18 protein-coding genes are annotated in these 19,697 nt (G+C 71.2%); 11 read left to right on the forward strand and 7 right to left on the reverse strand.

The window, feature by feature from the left end:
* Positions 1 to 14 precede the first annotated feature (14 nt).
* On the reverse strand, positions 15 to 977 hold the full coding sequence (rarD, locus tag ACWD35_RS21610; RefSeq protein WP_451352915.1) for an EamA family transporter RarD: 963 nt from the start codon (positions 975 to 977) through the stop codon (positions 15 to 17).
* 130 nt (positions 978 to 1,107) lie between these two features.
* The gene (locus ACWD35_RS21615) at positions 1,108 to 1,962 is read right to left on the reverse strand and encodes an NAD(P)H-binding protein (protein ID WP_451352916.1); all 855 of its coding nucleotides are present in this window, start codon (positions 1,960 to 1,962) and stop codon (positions 1,108 to 1,110) included.
* Between the two features lie 103 nt (positions 1,963 to 2,065).
* Here ACWD35_RS21615 and ACWD35_RS21620 point away from each other — a divergent pair, with 103 nt between their 5' ends.
* Positions 2,066 to 2,476: a winged helix-turn-helix transcriptional regulator gene (locus ACWD35_RS21620; RefSeq protein ID WP_451352917.1), complete on the forward strand. Its 411-nt coding sequence runs from the start codon at positions 2,066 to 2,068 to the stop codon at positions 2,474 to 2,476.
* A gap of 27 nt (positions 2,477 to 2,503) precedes the next feature.
* Here the strand turns inward: ACWD35_RS21620 and ACWD35_RS21625 are convergent, their stop codons facing one another.
* From ACWD35_RS21625 to ACWD35_RS21645, 5 genes are all read right to left on the reverse strand, one after another.
* Positions 2,504 to 3,565, reverse strand: a complete 1,062-nt coding sequence (locus ACWD35_RS21625) for a 2-oxoacid:ferredoxin oxidoreductase subunit beta (RefSeq protein WP_451352918.1) — start codon at positions 3,563 to 3,565, stop codon at positions 2,504 to 2,506.
* On the reverse strand, positions 3,558 to 5,486 hold the full coding sequence (locus ACWD35_RS21630) for a 2-oxoacid:acceptor oxidoreductase subunit alpha (RefSeq protein ID WP_451352919.1): 1,929 nt from the start codon (positions 5,484 to 5,486) through the stop codon (positions 3,558 to 3,560). Before ACWD35_RS21630 ends, ACWD35_RS21625 begins: the two co-directional genes overlap by 8 nt.
* A gap of 285 nt (positions 5,487 to 5,771) precedes the next feature.
* Positions 5,772 to 6,431 carry a LuxR C-terminal-related transcriptional regulator gene (locus tag ACWD35_RS21635; RefSeq protein WP_451352993.1) on the reverse strand — a complete coding sequence of 220 codons (660 nt, stop codon included), beginning with the start codon at positions 6,429 to 6,431 and terminating at the stop codon, positions 5,772 to 5,774.
* Positions 6,432 to 6,639: 208 nt separating this feature from the next.
* Positions 6,640 to 8,019, reverse strand: a complete 1,380-nt coding sequence (locus ACWD35_RS21640; RefSeq protein WP_451352920.1) for a sensor histidine kinase — start codon at positions 8,017 to 8,019, stop codon at positions 6,640 to 6,642.
* 149 nt (positions 8,020 to 8,168) lie between these two features.
* A complete protein-coding gene (locus ACWD35_RS21645) occupies positions 8,169 to 9,365 on the reverse strand; it encodes a sensor histidine kinase (RefSeq protein WP_451352921.1) in 1,197 nt (398 codons plus the stop codon).
* Between the two features lie 290 nt (positions 9,366 to 9,655).
* On the opposite strand from ACWD35_RS21645, the gene ACWD35_RS21650 reads away from it, so the two are divergent.
* From ACWD35_RS21650 to ACWD35_RS21695, 10 genes are all read left to right on the forward strand, one after another.
* A complete protein-coding gene (locus ACWD35_RS21650; protein WP_451352922.1) occupies positions 9,656 to 10,072 on the forward strand; it encodes an NADH-quinone oxidoreductase subunit A in 417 nt (138 codons plus the stop codon).
* Entirely contained in the window at positions 10,063 to 10,677 is a 615-nt protein-coding gene (locus ACWD35_RS21655; protein WP_451352923.1) for an NADH-quinone oxidoreductase subunit B, read from the forward strand. The genes ACWD35_RS21650 and ACWD35_RS21655 overlap by 10 nt, the downstream gene beginning before the upstream one ends.
* The gene (locus tag ACWD35_RS21660) at positions 10,674 to 11,945 is read left to right on the forward strand and encodes an NADH-quinone oxidoreductase subunit C (RefSeq protein ID WP_451352924.1); all 1,272 of its coding nucleotides are present in this window, start codon (positions 10,674 to 10,676) and stop codon (positions 11,943 to 11,945) included. Before ACWD35_RS21655 ends, ACWD35_RS21660 begins: the two co-directional genes overlap by 4 nt.
* Entirely contained in the window at positions 11,942 to 12,910 is a 969-nt protein-coding gene (locus ACWD35_RS21665; RefSeq protein WP_451352925.1) for a complex I subunit 1/NuoH family protein, read from the forward strand. Before ACWD35_RS21660 ends, ACWD35_RS21665 begins: the two co-directional genes overlap by 4 nt.
* 110 nt (positions 12,911 to 13,020) lie before the next feature.
* Positions 13,021 to 13,515, forward strand: coding sequence for a 4Fe-4S binding protein (locus ACWD35_RS21670; RefSeq protein WP_451352994.1), 495 nt, complete (start codon positions 13,021 to 13,023; stop codon positions 13,513 to 13,515).
* Positions 13,512 to 14,159, forward strand: coding sequence for an NADH-quinone oxidoreductase subunit J family protein (locus tag ACWD35_RS21675; RefSeq protein WP_451352926.1), 648 nt, complete (start codon positions 13,512 to 13,514; stop codon positions 14,157 to 14,159). The genes ACWD35_RS21670 and ACWD35_RS21675 overlap by 4 nt, the downstream gene beginning before the upstream one ends.
* A 1-nt stretch (position 14,160) precedes the next feature.
* Positions 14,161 to 14,541: an NADH-quinone oxidoreductase subunit NuoK gene (gene nuoK, locus ACWD35_RS21680; protein WP_451352927.1), complete on the forward strand. Its 381-nt coding sequence runs from the start codon at positions 14,161 to 14,163 to the stop codon at positions 14,539 to 14,541.
* On the forward strand, positions 14,538 to 16,571 hold the full coding sequence (locus tag ACWD35_RS21685) for an NADH-quinone oxidoreductase subunit 5 family protein (RefSeq protein WP_451352928.1): 2,034 nt from the start codon (positions 14,538 to 14,540) through the stop codon (positions 16,569 to 16,571). The genes nuoK and ACWD35_RS21685 overlap by 4 nt, the downstream gene beginning before the upstream one ends.
* A gap of 6 nt (positions 16,572 to 16,577) precedes the next feature.
* Positions 16,578 to 18,152, forward strand: a complete 1,575-nt coding sequence (locus ACWD35_RS21690; protein ID WP_451352929.1) for an NADH-quinone oxidoreductase subunit M — start codon at positions 16,578 to 16,580, stop codon at positions 18,150 to 18,152.
* Positions 18,149 to 19,669: an NADH-quinone oxidoreductase subunit N gene (locus tag ACWD35_RS21695; protein ID WP_451352930.1), complete on the forward strand. Its 1,521-nt coding sequence runs from the start codon at positions 18,149 to 18,151 to the stop codon at positions 19,667 to 19,669. Before ACWD35_RS21690 ends, ACWD35_RS21695 begins: the two co-directional genes overlap by 4 nt.
* The last annotated feature ends 28 nt before the right edge of the window (positions 19,670 to 19,697 follow it).

The raw sequence follows: 19,697 nt of genomic DNA on the forward strand, positions 1-19,697 counted from the left end.
CTGACAACGGCCCGTCAGGCCTCGACCGCAGCCGAGTCGGGAGTCTCCACCCGGGACGGCAGTACGGCTTCTTCCCTCGGTCGCCGCGGCCTCCTGGCGAAGCGCAGGGCGTCCGCCGTGAGGAGGAGCAGGGCCAGCCAGACCAGGGCGAAGCCGGCCCAGCGTTCCGGCGGCATGGCCTCGTGGAAGTAGACGATGCCGAGGAGGAACTGGAAGACCGGGGCCAGGTACTGGAGCAGGCCCAGCGTGGACAGCGGGACGCGGATCGCCGCCGCGCCGAAGCAGACCAGCGGCAGAGCCGTGATGATGCCGGTGGAGGCGAGCAGGGCGGAGTGCCCGGTGCTGCCGGTGGTGAAGGTGGAGTCGCCGCGCGCGGTGAGCCAGAGCAGGAACACGAGCGCGGGCAGGAACTGGACCGCTGTCTCGGCGGCGAGCGACTCCAGACCGCCGAGTCCGACCTTCTTCTTCGCCAGCCCGTAGGCGGCGAAGCTGAAGGCGAGGCAGAGGGAGATCCACGGCGGACGGCCGTAGCCGACGGTCAGGACGACGACCGCGGCGCCGCCGATCGCCACCGCCGCCCACTGCACGGGCCGCAGCCGCTCCTTGAGGATCAGCACGCCCAGCGCGATGGTCACCAGGGGGTTGATGAAGTAGCCGAGGGAGGACTCGACCACGTGGCCGGAGTTCACGGCCCAGATGTAGACGCCCCAGTTCACGGTGATGACGGCGGCGGACAGCACCACGAGCCCCAGCCGCCGCGGCTGCCGCAGCAGCTCTTTGGCCCAGGCCCAGCGCCGTGTGACGAGCAGGGCGACGGCGACGAAGCCGAGGGTCCACACCATCCGGTGGGCCAGGATCTCCACCGCTCCGGCGGGCTTGAGCAGGGGCCAGAACATGGGGACCAGTCCCCACATGCCGTACGCGGCGAAGCCGTTCAGCAGACCTATCCGCTGTTCACCTCTGGATGTCCCGGCCACGGACCCTCCCTCTCACCTCGCGCACGCATGCGGCGACGGACGCACGCGAGGACGAAGGTAGCGCCGAGCGGCCCCGCCTGTCATGTCCGTATTGCTATACGGTCATGACAGGCGGGGCCCGGTGCAGGGCTCAGGCCTTGAGTGCTGCGGTGATCGCCTCGGCCAGCGGGGTGGTCGGGCGGCCGGCCAGGCGGGCGAGGTCGCCCGAGGAGATGACCAGCTCGCCCTTCTCGATCGACGCGTCCACGCCGGCCAGGATTGCGGCCATCGGACCGGGCATGCCGGCGCCGGCCAGGATGCCCTCCAGGGCCTCGACCGTGACCTCGCTGTAGCCGATCTCCCTGCCGGTCTGCCGGCTCAGCTCGGCCGCGTACTCGGCGAAGCTCCACGCCTCGTCGCCGCCCAGCTCGTACGTCGCGTTCTCGTGCCCCTCGCCGGTCAGCACCGCGACCGCCGCAGCCGCGTAGTCGGCGCGGGAGGCCGAGGAGACCCGGCCCTCGCCCGCCGCCGCGACGACCGCGCCGTGCTCCAGCACGGGCGCGAGGTGCTCGGTGTAGTTCTCGTGGTACCAGCTGTTGCGCAGAAGTACGTAGGGCACACCGGAGGCGACCAGCACCTCCTCGGTGGCCCGGTGGTCGTCGGCGAGCGGGGCCGTCAGGCCGCCCGGGGCGCTGGTGTACGCGAGCAGCGCCACGCCCGCGGCCCTGGCGGCGTCGATGACGACCGAGTGCTGCCCGACCCGCCCCTTGTCGAACTCGTTGCCGGAGATCAGCAGGACCCTGTCACCGGCCGCGAAGAGGCCGTCGAAGGTCTCGGGCGCGTTGTAGTCGGCCACGGCGAGCTTCACGCCGCGGGCGGCGAAGCCGGCGGCCCTGGCCTCGTCGCGCACGACGGCGGTGATCTGCTCCGCCGGAACCTTCTCCAGCAGCTGCTCCACGACGTGGCGGCCGAGGTGACCGGTGGCTCCGGTGACGACGATGCTCATGGTGTGCCCATCTCCTTGGGGTCCCTGTGGGGTGCGAACTGCCACTGACCCTAGGAGATGCGCTAACCAAGTGAAAGTACCCACTTTGAAGTAAGGTACTGGCATGGCAGTAAGTAAGCACGTGGCGTCCGCCGAGGCCGAGGCCATGTGTCCGCACCGGCTCGTCCTGGAGCACGTCACGAGCCGCTGGGGTGTCCTGGTCCTGATCGAGCTGCTGGAGCGGCCGTACCGGTTCAGCGAGCTGCGCCGGGCCGTCAGCCGCTGGGGCGGGCGGGGCGTCAGTGAGAAGATGCTCACCCAGACCCTGCAGACCCTGGAGCGCGACGGCGTGGTCCACCGGGACGCCAAGCCGGTCATCCCGCCCCGCGTCGACTACTCGCTGACCGACCTCGGCCGTGAGGCGGCGGAGCAGGTGCGCGCGCTGGCCGAGTGGACGGACCGCCGCATGGACCGGGTGGAGAAGGCCCGCCGCGCATACGACGAGGCCCGGGAGCTCTCGTCCCGGGCCTCGTGATCAACAGGTGTTGCTGACAGGCGTGCGTCAGCCGACGACCGTCCAGGTGTCCCCGCCGGCCAGCAGGGCGGCCAGGTCGCCCTTGCCGCGCTGCTCGATGGCTGTGTCGAGCTGCTCGGCCATCGCGGTGTCGTAGACCGGCCGCTCGACGGAGCGGAACACGCCGATCGGGGTGTGGTGCAGGGTGTCCGGGTCGGCCAGCCGGGACAGGGCGAAGGCGGTGGTGGGGGACGCGGCGTGCGCGTCGTGCACCAGGAGGTCCGCCTCGTTCTCCGGCGTCACCGTCACCACCTTCAGATCACCGGTCTGCCGGTCGCGTACGACACCGCGCGTGCCGTCGTGGCCGAAGCGGATCGGCTGCCCGTGCTCCAGCCGGATCAGCGCCTCCTCGGCCTGCTGCCGGTCCTTGAGGGCGTCGAAGGCGCCGTCGTTGAAGATGTTGCAGTTCTGGTAGATCTCGATCAGCGCGGTGCCCGGGTGGTCGGCGGCGGCACGCAGCACCTCGGTGAGGTGCTTGCGGTCGGAGTCGATGGTGCGGGCCACGAACGAGGCCTCCGCGCCGATCGCCAGCGACACCGGGTTGAAGGGCGCGTCCAGGGAGCCCATCGGCGTCGACTTGGTGATCTTGCCGACCTCGGAGGTCGGCGAGTACTGGCCCTTGGTCAGGCCGTAGATCCGGTTGTTGAACAGCAGGATCTTCAGGTTGACGTTGCGGCGCAGGGCGTGGATCAGGTGGTTGCCGCCGATGGAGAGGGCGTCGCCGTCGCCGGTGACCACCCACACGCTCAGGTCGCGGCGGGAGGAGGCCAGGCCGGTGGCGATGGCGGGGGCGCGGCCGTGGATGGAGTGCATCCCGTAGGTGTTCATGTAGTACGGGAAGCGGGAGGAGCAGCCGATCCCGGAGACGAAGACGATGTTCTCCCGGGCCAGTCCCAGTTCGGGCATGAAGCCCTGGACGGCGGCCAGGATCGCGTAGTCACCGCACCCCGGGCACCAGCGCACCTCCTGGTCCGTCTTGAAGTCCTTCATGGACTGTTTGGCCTCGGCCTTGGGGACCAGTTGGAGCAGCCCGTTGGTGGCGTCAGTCATGGATGGCCTCCTTGAGCGCGGTGGCGAGCTGTTCCGCCTTGAACGGCATGCCGTTGACCTGGTTGTAGGAGTGCGCGTCGACCAGGTACTTCGCCCGGATCAGGGTGGCGAGCTGGCCGAGGTTCATCTCGGGGACCATGACCTTGTCGTACTGCCCGAGCACACTGCCGAGGTTGGCCGGGAACGGGTTGAGGTGGCGCAGGTGGGCCTGCGCGATCGGGATGCCCTCCGCGCGCAGCCGCCGTACCGCCGCCGTGATCGGGCCGTAGGTGGAGCCCCAGCCGAGGACCAGGGTCCGGGCGCCCTGCGGGTCGTCGACCTCGATGTCGGGCACCGTGATGCCGTCGATCTTGGCCTGGCGGGTACGGACCATGAAGTCGTGGTTGGCCGGGTCGTAGGAGATGTTCCCGGTGCCGTCCTGCTTCTCGATGCCGCCGATGCGGTGCTCCAGACCCGGCGTGCCCGGCAGGGCCCAGGGGCGGGCCAGGGTCTGCGGGTCCCGCTTGTAGGGCCAGAAGACCTCGGTGCCGTCCTGAAGGGTGTGGTTCGGGCCGGAGGCGAACTGGACACGCAGGTCAGGCAGTTCGTCCAGGTCCGGGATGCGCCACGGCTCCGAGCCGTTGGCCAGGTAGCCGTCGGAGAGCAGCAGCACCGGCGTCCGGTACGTCAGGGCGATCCGGGCCGCCTCCAGGGCCGCGTCGAAGCAGTCGGCCGGGGTCTTCGGGGCGACCACCGGGACCGGCGCCTCGCCGTTGCGGCCGAACATCGCCTGGAGCAGGTCGGCCTGCTCGGTCTTGGTCGGCAGACCCGTCGACGGCCCGCCGCGCTGGATGTCGACCACCAGCAGCGGCAGCTCCAGCGAGACCGCGAGGCCGATCGTCTCGCTCTTGAGCGCAAGGCCGGGGCCGCTCGTCGTGGTCACCGCGAGGGAGCCGCCGAAGGCGGCGCCCAGCGCGGCACCGATGCCGGCGATCTCGTCCTCGGCCTGGAAGGTGCGTACGCCGAAGTTCTTGTGCTTGCTCAGCTCGTGCAGGATGTCCGAGGCCGGGGTGATCGGGTACGAGCCCAGGAACAGCGGCAGGTCCGCCTGCTGGGACGCGGTGACCAGACCGTAGGCCAGGGCCAGGTTGCCGGAGATGTTCCGGTAGGTGCCGACCGGGAATGCGTGCGTGGCCGGGGCGACCTCGTAGGAGACGGCGAAGTCCTCCGTCGTCTCGCCGAAGTTCCAGCCCGCCCGGAACGCGGTGATGTTCGCCTCCGCGATGTCGGGCTTCTTGGCGAACTTCGACCGCAGGAACTTCTCGGTGCCCTCGGTGGGCCGGTGGTACATCCAGCTCAGCAGCCCGAGCGCGAACATGTTCTTGCTGCGCTCGGCCTCCTTGCGGGACAGGTCGAACTCCTTCAGCGCCTCCACGGTCAGCGTGGTCAGGGGCACCGGGTGGAGGTTGTAGCCGTCCAGGGAGCCGTCTTCCAGCGGCGAGGCCGCGTAGCCGACCTTCTGCAGGGCCCGCTTGGTGAACTCGTCCGTGTTGACGATGATCTCCGCGCCGCGCGGCAGGTCGCCGATGTTGGCCTTCAGTGCGGCAGGGTTCATCGCGACCAGCACGTTCGGCGCGTCGCCCGGCGTGAGGATGTCGTGGTCCGCGAAGTGGAGCTGGAACGAGGAGACACCCGGCAGCGTGCCGGCAGGGGCACGGATCTCGGCGGGGAAGTTCGGGAGCGTCGAAAGGTCGTTGCCGAAGGTCGCCGTCTCCGAGGTGAACCGGTCACCGGTGAGCTGCATGCCGTCACCCGAGTCCCCGGCGAACCGGATGATCACCCGGTCCAGGCGCCGTACGTCCTTGGCTCCGCCCGGTGTGCGCTGCTCACCGACGACGGTTCCGTCGGCCTGTTCGGCTGGGCTGCTGACCTGGCTGGTCACTGAACTTGACCTCCTTCGAGGCGGCTGTCCGGGCATGGTCGTCTCACGGACCATCCCAGGATCAACCCTACGTCGGTTAGGGTCGCCTTCCCGAGGGCATCCGCATGGTGGACGGATTTCTGAGACGGCGTTCCGTGCTTCTCAGGCTTCTCACGTCTTTGGGACGGTCTTTCGTCGCGGCGCCGAGGAGAACCCGCGCCGCGTTGCCGAGACGATCTTTCGTACTGACTGCTCATGCTTGCTCGCCCCCGAAGGTTTGACCCTGCTGTTGACAGAGTGTCAGCATCACGAATTCAGATAGGTCAGAACGGCGAGAACACGCCGGTGATCCCCCTCACTCTGGGACAGGCCGAGCTTGAGGAAGATGTTGCTGACGTGCTTCTCCACGGCCCCGTCGCTGACCACCAGCTGTTTGGCGACGGCCGAGTTCGTGCGGCCCTCCGCCATCAGGCCCAGCACCTCGCGCTCGCGCGGTGTGAGCCCGGCCAGCACGTCCTGCTTGCGGCTGCGGCCGAGCAGCTGTGCGACGACCTCCGGGTCCAGCGCCGTACCGCCCTGGGCCACCCGCACCACCGCGTCGACGAACTCCCGCACCTCGGCAACCCGGTCCTTGAGCAGGTAGCCCACGCCCCGGCTGGAGCCGGCCAGCAGTTCGGTGGCGTAGCGCTCCTCCACGTACTGCGACAGCACCAGCACGCCGAGCCCCGGATACTGCTTGCGCAGCCGTACGGCCGCCCGGACGCCCTCGTCGGTGTGGGTCGGCGGCATCCGCACGTCGGCCACCACCACGTCGGGCAGCGCGCCCTGGGCGTCGAGGTCGGCGATGGTCCTGATCAGCGCGTCCGCGTCCCCGACACCGGCCACGACCTCATGTCCGCGGTCCGTCAGCAGCCGGGTCAGGCCCTCCCGGAGCAGTACTGAATCCTCGGCGATGACGACGCGCACTCTGTTCTCCACGATCTCCCGGCCCCCCACAGCCTGAACCTCCGCACCGTTCCTCTGATGACAACCTTTGTACGGAGCACAAGCATTCCAGGATTGCGATCGTGGCGCGCTTGAGCCGGGTTATCAGGCACGCAGATTATCTGTACGGTTGCCGGTTTAGTTGCCGGTGGCCGGCAATGGCCTCTGGCGATTTCGCCCCGGTGTGCTCTCAGCCGCGCCAGGGCAGTTCGGCGATCACCCGGGTGGGGCCGCCCGCCGGCGAGTCGACGACCAGGACGCCGTCCACCGCGTCCAGGCGCCCGGCGAGTCCGGCCAGGCCCGAGCCCCGGGACGTGTCCGCGCCGCCCACGCCGTCGTCCGCCACCTGCAGCATCAGCCGGTTCTCCGCGCGCCACACGTCCACCGTGGCGGACCGGGCGCGGCTGTGCTTGCTGATGTTCTGGAGCAGCTCGGAGACGGTGAAGTAGGCGATGCCCTCGATCGCCGCGGCCGGGCGGGCCGGAAGGTCGACCTCCACCTTCACCGGGACGGTGCAGCGGGAGGCTATGGCGGACAGGGCCGCGTCCAGGCCGCGGTCGGTCAGGACGGCCGGGTGGATGCCGCGGGCGAGATCGCGCAGTTCCTGGAGCGCGGTCTTCACCTCGCCGTGCGCCTCATCCACCATCCGCGCAGCCGCCTTCGGGTCCTCCCGGAGCTTCTCCTTCGCCAGCCCCAGGTCCATGGCCAGCGCGACCAGCCGGGCCTGCGCGCCGTCGTGCAGGTCGCGCTCGATGCGCCGCAGGTCGGCGGCGGCCGTGTCGACCACGACCCCCCGGTCCGACTCCAGCTCCACCACCCGCGCCGACAGCCGCGACGGGCCGAGCAGACCGCGCACCAGCAGCCCGTCCACCGTCGTCAGCGCCCGTACGATCCACGGCGTGGCGAGCGTGAACACCAGCCCGACCAGCGCGGTCACGGTGATCTCGAAGGGGTTGTCGAGGTAGATCCGGTGGTGCTCGTCGCCGTAGAGCTGGAGACCGCCCTGGCCGGTGTACATCGGGAACACCCAGAACCACAGCGGGTAGGTCAGCAGCGACAGGCTGCACGACCAGAAGGTCACCGCGACGGTGAACGAGAACACCGCCCACGGGAACTGCACCAGCGCGTACAGCAGGTTCCGCCAGGACGTGCCGCTCTTGAGGACCGCGCCGACCCATGCCATCGCGCCCGGGGCGCGCATCCGCAGCGGCTCCGGTTCGTCCACCTCCAGGTGCAGCAGCCCGCGCGCCCGCGTCCGCTCCAGCGCGCCGAAGCCGCGGCAGCCGGCGAGCGCCGCCGCGAGCACCGGGATGCCGAGGAAGGTCACGAGCAGGCCCGCGCCCAGGGACACCATCGTCACCGTCCAGGTGAACAGCACGATCGCGACCGGCAGGCTCAGCAGGACGTAGCCGAACTCGCGCCAGGCGCGCGCCTCGAAGGGAGCGCGCAGGACGGTGGGGAGGAGGCGGCGCGGTTCGTCGTCGTAGCTGCGGGAGTCGTAGCCGTGGGAGCCGTGGCCGTGCCCGTACCCCTGTCCGTATCCGTATCCCTGCCCGTGTTCCGTGGCCATCGGTCTCGTTCCGTTCCCCTCGTCCGACCGGCGGTGCCGCCGTACCTTCGTCTCCACCCTGCTCTGCCGCAGGTCCGCGGGCCATGGAGGCCGTCGGCGTCTTGAACCGGGGGTTTTCCCCACCCCTCACGGATTTCGACCCCTACGGGCTACGGCTCCTGCCGGTCCCGCCACGGCAGTTCTGCGGTGACCACCGTCGGGCCGCCGGCCGGGGAGTCGACCACGAAGAGGCCGTCGACCGCGCCCAGCCGTTCCGCCAGCCCCCGCATCCCGGTGCCGCCGTCCAGCCGCGCGCCGCCGTGGCCGTCGTCGCGGACCTGGATGAGCAGCCGTTCCTCCGCGCGCCACACCTCGACAGAGGCGGAGCGTGCCCCGCTGTGCTTGCTGATGTTCTGGAGCAGTTCGGAGACGGTGAAGTAGGCGATGCCCTCGATGGCCGCGGCCGGCCGGGTCGGCAGGTCGGCCGTCACCTTGACCGGCACCGTGCAGCGGGAGGCGACGGAGGACAGGGCCGCGTCCAGGCCGCGGTCGGTCAGGACGGCCGGGTGGATGCCGCGGGCGAGATCGCGCAGCTCCTGGAGCGCCAGCTTCACCTCGCCGTGCGCCTCGTCGACCATCGCGGCGGCGGAGTCGGGGTCCTCCAGCAGCTTCTCCTTGGCGAGGCCGAGCCCCATCGCAAGGTTGACCAGCCGGGCCTGCGCGCCGTCGTGCAGGTCGCGCTCGATGCGCCGCAGGTCGGCGGCGGCCGTGTCGACCACGACCCCGCGGTCGGACTCCAGTTCGGCGATACGGCGCTCCAGCTCGTCCGAGGGCGACAGCAGTCCGCGCACCATCGCCCGGTCCACGTTCGCCAGGCCCCGCGCGATGAACGGCAGCACCGGCCATAGCACGAACAGCGAGGTCAGCACCGTGCAGAAGGTGAGGATGCCCCAGGGCAGCCGGATGAAGTCGTACAGCAGCGTGCGCCAGCCCACCGGGTCCTTCAGCGCCATCCACAGCCGCTGCAGCGGGCTTCCGCGCTTGCCCCCGCGCCGGGCGATCGGCAGCGGAGTCGGCTCCTCCACCCGCACGCCGAGCAGCGCGCGGGCCCGGGCCCGCTCCAGCTTGCCCAACTGCCGGGCGCCCAGCAGGCACAGCGCGAGCAGCGGCAGGCCGATCACCGTGACGGTGAGCGCCGCGCTGGTGAACAGCGTCGTGCACACGTAGACGAAGCCGAACAGCGCCGTCGGCAGGTTCAGCAGGAGATGCGTGATCTCCTTCCAGGTGTGCGCGCCGTAGGCGAGCCGGGCCGGGGGCAGGCGGTCGGTGCCGTCGGTCCGGTCGGTGACGGGCGTCAGAGCGGTCATGGCGGCTAGCCTGCCGCGCCATGCACCGCCTGCGCCATGCGGTGCACCGCCCTCCGGATCCGGGGGAAAACCCCACCGCCGACGAACCCCCGTCGCCGCCGCCGGGATGCCGCAGGGGTGCCGCCGGGATGCCATCGGAGTGCCGCCCGAGCCTCGCTCCGCGTCTCATGCCGTGACGGGCCGCTTACCGTCTCCTTATCAGGGCCTAGACTCCGGTGCGTACAGATCCTCGAAACGCGTGGATCGCGGAGTTCACCAAGGTCACGAGGTCGGAGAGCGAGGGACGGACCGTGCGGGAGACGTTGGGGGGCTCGACGGTCGCCGCGGCAGACGTCGCGGCCGGATACTTCCAGTCCTACTCGGCCGTGGGGCTGCTCGCCGTCATCGGCGTGCTCTTCGTCGCGGTCGCCTTCGGCGCCGGACGCCTGCTGCGCCCGGTCGTGCCCACCCCTGAGAAACTTCTGACGTACGAGTGCGGCGTCGACCCCGTCGGCGAGGGCTGGGCACACACCCAGGTCCGCTACTACGTCTACGCCTTCCTGTACGTGATCTTCGCGGTCGACTCGATCTTCCTCTTCCCCTGGGCGACGGTCTTCGCCGCCCCCGGTTACGGCGCGACGACCCTCGTGGAGATGTTCATCTTCCTGGGCTTCCTCGCCGTAGGCCTGCTGTACGCATACAAGAAGGGCGTCCTGACATGGACGTGAACCCGTCTGCCTCGGAGCCCGTGCTGCTTCCCGAGCCGAAGAAGCTGGGCGCCCTCGCGCGCCTCGCCCCCGAGCCCATGAAGGTGGTCCTGAACTGGGGCCGCCGCTACTCGCTGTGGGTCTTCAACTTCGGCCTCGCCTGTTGCGCGATCGAGTTCATCGCCGCGTCCATGGCCCGCCACGACTTCATCCGGCTCGGCGTCATCCCCTTCGCGCCGGGCCCGCGCCAGGCCGACCTGATGGTCGTGTCCGGCACGGTGACGGACAAGATGGCCCCGGCCGTGAAGCGCCTGTACGAGCAGATGCCCGAGCCGAAGTACGTCATCTCCTTCGGCGCCTGCTCCAACTGCGGCGGCCCCTACTGGGACTCCTACTCCGTCACCAAGGGCGTGGACCAGATCATCCCGGTCGACGTCTACGTCCCCGGCTGCCCGCCGCGCCCGGAAGCGCTGCTCCAGGGCATCCTCAAACTGCAGGAGAAGATCGCCCGCGAGTCCCTGGGCGAGCGCTACGGCCACGGGTCCGCCGGCCGGCCCTCGGCCGCCGCCCTGCAGAGCGGCCTGGTGCAGCCCCCGGCCGCGCCCGCCGAGGGGGGCGCACGATGACCACGGTCGGCTGGCTGCCCGCCCCCGCCGAGGAACTCTTCGGCCCGGATGCCACGGCCGAGGAGTCCTACGACGTCCTGACCGTGGACGTCCCGCCGTCCTCCTGGCTCACCGCCCTGGAGACGGCCCGTACGACCCTGTCCTGCACGTACTTCGACTGGCTGAGCGCGGTCGACGAACCCGGCACGGGCTTCCGCGTCTCGGCCCACGTCGTCGCTCTGCACCCGGTCCGCCGTCTCCTCGTGCGCACGACCGTTCCGCACGAGGCCCCGGCGCTGCCCTCCGCCGTCGGCGTCTACGCGGGCGCGGCCTGGCACGAGCGCGAGACCCACGAAATGTTCGGCGTGGCCTTCCAGGGCCACCCCGCCCTGGACCACCTCCTCCTCCCGGAGACCTTCGAGGGCCACCCCCTGCGCAAGGACTTCGTCCTCGCCGCCCGCGTCGCCAAGGCCTGGCCCGGCGCCAAGGAGCCCGGCGAGTCGGACCATGGCGGCCCGAAGCGCCGCCAGATGCTCCCACCGGGCGTCCCCGACCCCAACGAATGGGGCCCCCTCAAGGGCCAGCTCCCGCCCGCCCCGGCCCGCCCGGCCCGGGCCGCCGGGCGTGCGGCGGGGGAGCGCCCAGCGCGGGCGGCCACAGGAGAGCGCCCGGTACGGCGCACCCGCACGGCGGCGGAGGGCTCCGCGAGCCAGACCGCGGCTGCGACACCGGAGACCGCGCCCGGCGAGACACCGGGGGCGGCTGCGGGGACACCCGCAGGGACTCCGCGCCGGTCCCGCAGCGTCTCCGAGGGGTCGGCTTCACAGCAAGCGGAGTCCGCCGCTCCGTCGACGCCGACGCCGACGGCCGCGCCCGCGCCTTCGGGGCCGCGGCGCGCCCGCAGTGCCTCGGGGGGCTCGGCCTCGCAACGCGCCGCGACCCCGGCAGCGGCAGCGCCTGAGACGCCGAGTGAGCCTCCGGCTCCGGCTCCGGCACCGTCCGAACCGACCGAGCCGACCACACCGTCCGAGCCGACCACACCGTCCGAGCCGACCGCGCCGTCCGAGCCGTCGGCACCGGAAACGCCCGCCCGGCCGACCCCGCGCGGCACCGCGCCCCGCAGCGCGGACGCCCCCTGGCACCACGCCCGCCCGGCGTTCGACGAGCCCGGACCCGAGGACCGGACACCGGAATCCGAAGACCGGACAGGGACAGGGGACGACGGGACCCCCGAAACCCCGGCCCCCGAAACCCCGACCCCCGACGACCCCGCAGGAGGACAGCAGTGAACGACGTGCTGGACGTCGCTCTGCGACTCGTGGTCGTGTTCGTCGTCTTCCTCACCTTCCCCCTCATCGTGGGCCAGACCGAGCACAAGGTGATGGCCCATATGCAGGGCCGCCTCGGCCCGATGTACGCCGGCGGCTTCCACGGCTGGGCCCAGCTGATCGCCGACGGTGTGAAGTTCGCCCAGAAGGAGGACGTGGTCCCGGCGGGCGCCGACCGCCGCGTCTTCCAACTGGCCCCCGCCGTGGCGCTGCTGCCGTACCTGCTCGTCCTGCTCGCCATCCCGATCGGGCCGGGCAAGGGCGCCGTCGGCCAGGTCCTGGACGCGGGCGTCTTCTTCGTCCTCGCCGTGATGGGCGTCGGCGTCCTCGGCTCGCTCATGGCCGGCTGGGCCAGCGCGAACAAGTTCTCCCTGCTCGGCGGCCTGCGCACGGCCGCCCAGCTGCTCGCCTACGAACTTCCGATGCTGCTCGCCGCGGCCTCCGTCGCCATGGCGGCCGGCACGGTCTCCCTCCCGGGCATCCTCCACGCCTTCCACTGGTGGTGGGTGCCCTGGCAGATCGTGGGCGCGGTCGTCTTCTTCGTCGCCGGCCTCGCCGAACTGCAGCGCCCGCCCTTCGACATGCCGGTCGCCGACTCGGAGATCATCTTCGGCGCGTACACCGAGTACACCGGTCTCAGGTTCGCGCTGTTCCTGCTCGCCGAGTACGCCGGCATCGTCGTGCTGTGCGGCCTGACCACCGTCCTCTTCCTGGGCGGCTGGCACGGCCCGTGGGGCCACGACGGCCTGGGCTGGCTGTGGACCCTGCTGAAGACCGCGATCCTCGCCTTCGTCGTCATCTGGCTCCGCGTGACCTACCCCCGCCTGCGCGAGGACCAGCTGCAGAAGCTCTCCTGGACCCTCCTCGTCCCTCTCTCCCTCGCTCAGATCGCCCTCACCGGCATCGTCAAGGTGGTGATCTCCTAATGTCCCGTCCGTCACCCGACCACCGTCCCTCAACGACGCCCTCCGGGCGGCCCCGCCTGTCGATTCCCGGCTCCGGCCTGGCCAAGGGACTGGCCGTCACCCTCCGCACGATGACGAGGAAGCACGTCACCGCGCAGTACCCGGACGCCCTGCCCGACCTGCCGCCCCGCACCCGGGGTGTGATCGGGCTGTTCGAGGAGAACTGCACGGTCTGCATGCTGTGCGCCCGCGAGTGCCCGGACTGGTGCATCTACATCGACTCGCACAAGGAGACGGTCCCGCCCGCCGCCCCCGGGGGCCGTGAGCGCAGCCGCAACGTCCTCGACCGGTTCGCGATCGACTTCTCCCTGTGCATGTACTGCGGTATCTGCATCGAGGTCTGTCCTTTCGACGCGCTGTTCTGGTCGCCGGAGTTCGAGTACGCCGAGACCGACATCCACGAACTCACCCATGAGCGGGACAAGCTCCGCGAGTGGATGTGGACCGTCCCGGCGCCGCCCGCCCTGGACCCCGGCGCCGAGGAGCCGAAGGAGCTCGCCGCCGCCCGCAAGACCGCCGAGAAGCTGGCGGCCACGCGGGCCGAACCGCAGGAGGGGGAGTCGTGAGCCTCGCCGCAACCGCCGCGCACAGCCACGGCTTCCTGTCCCCGACCGGCGTCGAGATCGCCTTCCTGCTCGTCGGCATGGCCACCTTCGGCGCCGCGCTGGTGACCGTCACCACGAAGCAGCTCGTGCACGCCGCCCTGTGGCTCGTGGTCGCCCTCGGCGGCCTCGCCGTCGAGTACCTGTTGCTCACGGCCGAGTTCATCGCCTGGGTGCAGGTCCTGATCTACGTCGGTTCCGTCGTCGTCCTCCTTCTGTTCGGACTGATGCTCACCAAGGCCCCGATCGGCCGCTCCCCGGACGCCGACTCCGGCAACCGCTGGGCCGCCCTGACGGTTGCCGTCGCCGCCGCCGGTGCCCTGGTGTGGGTGGTCGTGGACGCCTTCCGCACGACCTGGATCGACCTGAACGGTCCGGCCGTCGGCAGTACCCGCGTCACCGGCGAGAGCCTGTTCCGGACCTGGGTCCTGCCCTTCGAGGCACTGTCCGTCCTGCTGCTCGCGGCACTGGTCGGCGCGATCGTCCTGTCCCGCAAGCTGAAGGCGGAGCAGCCTCCTCGCTCTGACAACTCCCGGACCCCCGCCGAGAGTTCCCCATCCGTCCCGGATGCCCGAAATGCTTCGGCCGAGCAGGAAGGCGCCCGCTGAGATGCACCTCGCCTATCCCGCCGTACTCTCCGCCCTCCTGTTCTGCACCGGCCTGTACGGCGTCCTCGCCCGGCGCAACGCGATCCTCGTTCTGATGTCGGTCGAGCTGATGCTCAACGCCGTCAACCTCAACCTGGTCGCCTTCGACGTCTGGCTCAGCCGGGCCGCCGTGGAGACCCTGCACTCCGGCCAGGCGCTGACCCTGTTCACCATCACCATCGCCGCCGCCGAGATCGGCATCGGCCTGGCGATCGTCCTCGCCGTCTACCGCAACCGCGGCACCTCCGACATCGACAAGCTCCGCGACAGCGCCGAGGGCCACGGAAACGAAGGCCCCGACGACGACACCTCCGCGGCCGGGAAGGCTGAGGCCACCGCGTGACCACGACCACCCTCGCCGTCCTCGTCCCGCTCCTGCCGTTCCTGGGCGCCACGGCCGGCCTGCTGCTCGGCCGCACCGCCCCCGGATTCGTCCGCCCGCTCGCCGTACTGCCCGCCCTCGCCGCGCTGGTCCTGACCGCGGTGGTCGCCGCACGCCAGGGCGGCGGGCAGGCCATCGACGCGCACACGGAGCTGACGCCCACCGGCTCGGTGCCGGTCGAACTGGCCCTGCACATCGACGGCTTCGCCGCGCTCGTCGCCGTCCTGGTCGCCTTCGTCGCGACCTGCGTGCAGATCTACTCGACGGGCTACCTGCGCGAGGACCCGCGCTACCCCTCGTACGCCGCTCTCGTCTCCCTGTTCACCTCCGCGATGCTCCTGGTCGTCTACTCCGGCGACCTGATCGTGCTGCTGGTCGGCTGGGAAGTCATGGGCATCTGCTCCTACTTCCTGGTCGGCCACTACTGGGAGACCCCCGAGGCCCGCGCCGCCTCGCTGAAGGCCTTCCTGGTCACCAAGCTCGGCGACGTGCCGTTCCTGATCGGCCTGTTCGCCCTCGGCACCGACGCCGGGTCGTTCCGCATCACGCGCGTCCTCGGCGCCGTCGCGAGCGGCGGCCTCGACCACCCGACCCTGATCGCCCTGCTGCTGCTCGCGGGCGTGGCGGGCAAGTCGGCGCAGTTCCCGCTGCACACCTGGCTCCCGGACGCGATGGCGGGCCCGACGCCCGTCTCGGCGCTGATCCACGCCGCGACGATGGTCGCCGCCGGTGTCTACTTCGTGGCCCGTCTCCTCCCGGTCTTCGAGGCCTCCTCGGCCGCGATGCTGGTCCTCGCCGTCATGGCCGCCGTCACGATGACCGGCTCGGCGCTCGCCGCGCTGGCCCAGGACGACATCAAGCGCGTCCTCGCCTACTCGACGATCGGTCAGCTCGGCTACATGACCGGCGCCCTCGCCGTCGGCGACCGCGGTGCCGCCGTCTTCCACCTCCTGTCGCACGGCGCCTTCAAGGCGCTGCTGTTCCTCGCGGCCGGCGTGATCATCCACGCCGCCGGCACCAACTCCCTGGCCGCCATGTCCCGGATGACGGGCCTGCGCGACCGGATCCCGGACGCCTACTGGACGATGACCGTGGCGCTGCTCGCGCTCGCCGCGATCCCGCCCTTCAGCGGCTTCTTCTCCAAGGAGTCCGTCCTCGGCGCCGCCGAGCACACCGCCACCGGCCACACCGGGCACGCCCCCGGCAGCGCGGGCTGGATCGTCCTCGTCGCCGGTCTGCTCACCGCCCTGCTCACCGCCGCGTACGCCACCCGGCTGTGGCTGCTGGCCTTCCGCGGCCGGGGCGCCCAGGCTCCGGACCACGGCCGCCAGCCGCTGACGATGACCGCGGTGCTCTGGGTCCTCGCCGTCCCGTCGCTCGCCTTCGGGGGGCTCGCCTACCGCCTGCTGCCCGACTGGTTCGACGGCCGCGACCTGACGCCGAGCCTGTTCACCTCCGTCCTCAGCACCGGCCTCGCCCTGGTCGGCGGGCTCCTCACCTACGGCGCCTGGCAGCGCACCACCGCGCTCGCCGCCCGCGTCCCGGCACCGACCGCGACGCCGGTCGTCGCTCCGGTCGAGCCCGAGCGCCTCCAGGGCGCGGTCGCCGCGCACGCGGAGGGCGACGCCAGCCTGGTCGAGGCCGAGGCCCTCGCCGCCCACGAGCCGGCGTACAACGACCTCGCCCACGCGCCCGACCCCGGGCGACTCCTGCTCGGCCCGCTCTACCGGCACGCGGCCGTCGGCTTCCACCTGGACGCCGTGTACTCCGTACTCTTCGTCCGCCCGGTCCTGGCCGGGGCGAGTCTCGTCCGGTTCCTCGACCGCGAGGTCGTCGACACCTACGTCCACGGCGCAGCCGCGCTACCCCGGCTGCTCGGGGCCGCCGTACGGCGCGCCCAGACCGGCAATGTGCAGACCTACGTGAGCGCGCTGCTCGCCGGCACCGTCATCCTGGCGGTCGCCGTCGTCCTCGTCGCCACGGGAGCGTGAGCAGGCGTGATCGATATCAGCGAGTCCGTGATGCAGTTTCTTCTGGCGTTCGTCGTCGTCGGCCCGCTCCTGGGTGCCGTCGCCGCCCTTCTGCCCGCCCCGCCCGGGCTGAAGGGGAAGTCGCCCGAGCAGGCCGTGCTGCGCCACGGCGTGACCGTGACCGGCGCGATCCTCATCGCCGCGCTCGTCCTCGCGCTCGGCTTCGACCACGACCATCCGTCGAAGATGCAGGCCACGACCGACATCAGCTGGATCCCCGCACTCGACGTGCGGATCCACCTCGGCATCGACGGCATCTCCCTGCCCCTTCTGGTCCTGACCGCGCTGCTGACCTTCCTCTGCGCGTTGTACTCCTACTTCAAGATGCCGTCGGGCCCGTCCCCGAAGGCATTCGTCGCGCTGCTGCTCGTCCTGGAGTCCGGCACGCTCGCGAGCTTCGCCGTCCTCGACCTGCTGCTGTTCTTCCTCGCGTTCGAGATGGTGCTCGTCCCGATGTACTTCCTCATCGCCCGCTGGGGCGGCGAGGACCGGACCCGGTCCGCGTGGAAGTTCATCCTCTTCACGCTGCTCGGCTCCGTCGTCATGCTGCTCGGCCTGCTTCTGATCGGAATCAAGGCGGGCACGTTCGACATGGTGGCACTCGCCACAGACAACGGCCGGTCGCTGACCACATCCGTGCAGGTCATCGCCGTTCTGGCGATCGGGCTCGGGCTCGCGGTCAAGACGCCGATGTGGCCGCTGCACAGCTGGCTGCCGGACGCCCACACCGCCGCACCGACCGTCGGTTCGGTCCTGCTGGCCGGTGTCCTGCTGAAGATGGGTACGTACGGGTTCGTCCGGATTCTGCTGCCGGTCGCGCCCCACGGCTTCCACACGTTCGCGCCGTACCTCGCCGCGTTCGCCGTCGTCGGCATCATCTACGGATCCCTGGCCTGCCTGGCCCTGGCCAAGCAGGGCGCGAAGGGCGACCTCAAGCGCCTGATCGCCTACTCCTCCGTCGGCCACATGGGCTTCGTGCTGCTCGGCATCGCCACCATGACCCCGACCGGCGTCAACGGCGCCCTGTTCGCCAACATCGCCCACGGCCTCATCACCGGCCTGCTGTTCTTCCTCGTCGGCGCGCTCAAGGACCGCACGGGCACCACCGACCTCGACGCCCTGTCCGAGGAGTCGGGGGCGGCCCTCTACGGCAAGGCCCCGCGCCTCGGCGGTCTGCTCGCCTTCAGCGCCGTCGCCTCGCTCGGACTGCCCGGCCTCGCCGGGTTCTGGGGCGAGATGCTGGCCCTCTTCGGCGCGTTCAGGCCCGCCGCCGACCTCAGCCGGCCCGCCTTCCTCACCTTCATGGCGATCGGCGCGTTCGGCACCCTGCTGACGGCCGCGTACATGCTGATCGTGGTCCGCCGGGTCTGCATGGGCGGCGTGGAGCAGGAGACGCCGAAACTCGCCGACGTCCACGGGTACGAGTTCGCCGCCTGGACCCCGCTCGTCGCCCTCACCGTCGTCGCCGGACTCTGGCCGAGGGCCCTGCTCGGCCTGACCGACCCGGCCGTGCACCAGCTCCTCGCAGGAGGCACCCGATGAGCGCCCTGGCCCAGCCCCTGGCGGCGTCGCTGGTCCAGTCCGTCGACTGGCTCGCCATCGCCCCGCCGACCATCGCCGCCGTGGTGGCGCTCGCGGTGCTCGTCGCCGACCTCTTCGTGCCCGAGGCCCGCAAACCCGTCCTCGGCTGGATCTCCGTGGCGGGCCTTGCCGCCGCCGCACTGACGCTCCTGCCCCTCCTCGACGGCGACCGCAGCACCTTCTGCGTGAACGGCACGCGCGCGTGCAGCTACACGGCCGACCGGTTCACCCTCGTGGTCCAGTTCCTGGTGCTCGTCGGCGCCCTGCTGGCCGCTCTGCTGTCCGTCACCACCCTGACGGACGACAACCAGCGAATCCCGTCGGGGGAGTACTGGTTCCTGCTGCTCTCCTCCGCGGCCGGCGCCGCCCTGCTGCCCGCCTCCCGCGACCTGGCCACCCTGATCGTCGCCCTGGAGGTCGCCTCCCTGCCCGCCTTCGCCCTCGTCGGCATCCGGCACGGCGACAAGCGCTCCTCCGAAGCGGCCTTGAAGTTCTTCCTGTCCTCGGTCGCCGCCACCGCGGTGAGCCTGATGGGCATCAGCTTCGTGTACGCCACCACGGGCACCCTGTACCTCACCCAGGTCGCCCAGCGCCTCCAGCACGTCGACGGGCAGCTGCACACCCTCGCCCAGACCGGCGTCGTCCTCACCCTCATCGGATTCGCCTTCAAGACGGCCGCCGTCCCGTTCCATTTCTGGGTGCCCGACACCTACGTGGGCGCACCGCTGCCCATCGCCGCCTACCTGTCGGTCGTCGGCAAGGCGGTCGGCTTCTCCGGCCTGATCCTCGTCACCGTCGTCGCCTTCCCGTCGTACGCGGACGTCTGGGGACCCGCGCTCGCCGCCCTGGCCGCCCTCACCATGACCGTCGGCAACGTCGGCGCGCTGCGCCAGCAGGCCACGCGCGCTTACAGCGCCGTACGGCTGCTCGCCTGGTCCTCCGTCGGCCAGGCCGGCTACCTCCTGGTGCCGATCGCCGCGGCCGGGTACGCCAAGGACCCCCAGAAGGCGATCGGCTCCACCGTCGCCTACGCCCTGATGTACGCGGCCGTGAACCTCGGTGCCTTCGCGGTGGCCGCCCTGGTCGGCCGCACGAAGTCGCTGAACCGGGTGAGCGACTACCGGGGCCTGTACGCCACGAACCCGCTGACCGCCCTGCTCCTGGCCTTCTTCCTGCTGTGCCTGGCCGGGCTGCCGCCGGGCATCATCGGCCTGTTCGCCAAGGTCACCGTGTTCGCGTCCGCCGTCGACGCCGGCCTCGGATGGCTCGCCGTCGTCATGGCCGTGAACGTCGTCATCGCCCTCTTCTACTACCTCCAATGGACGACCCTGCTCTTCCGCGCCCCCGAGGGCGAGCCCGCCCGGCACCGCCTGCCGGCCCCGCTCACCGCCGCGCTCACCCTCACCGGTGTCCTCGGCGTGGCCCTGTCCGGAGCACCCCAGCTGGTGCTGCGCTTCGCGGCGACCAGCCTGTTCTGATCACCCCTGCCTCGGCCGTAAGTGCACG

This window comes from Streptomyces sp. NPDC002671 (assembly GCF_053592475.1).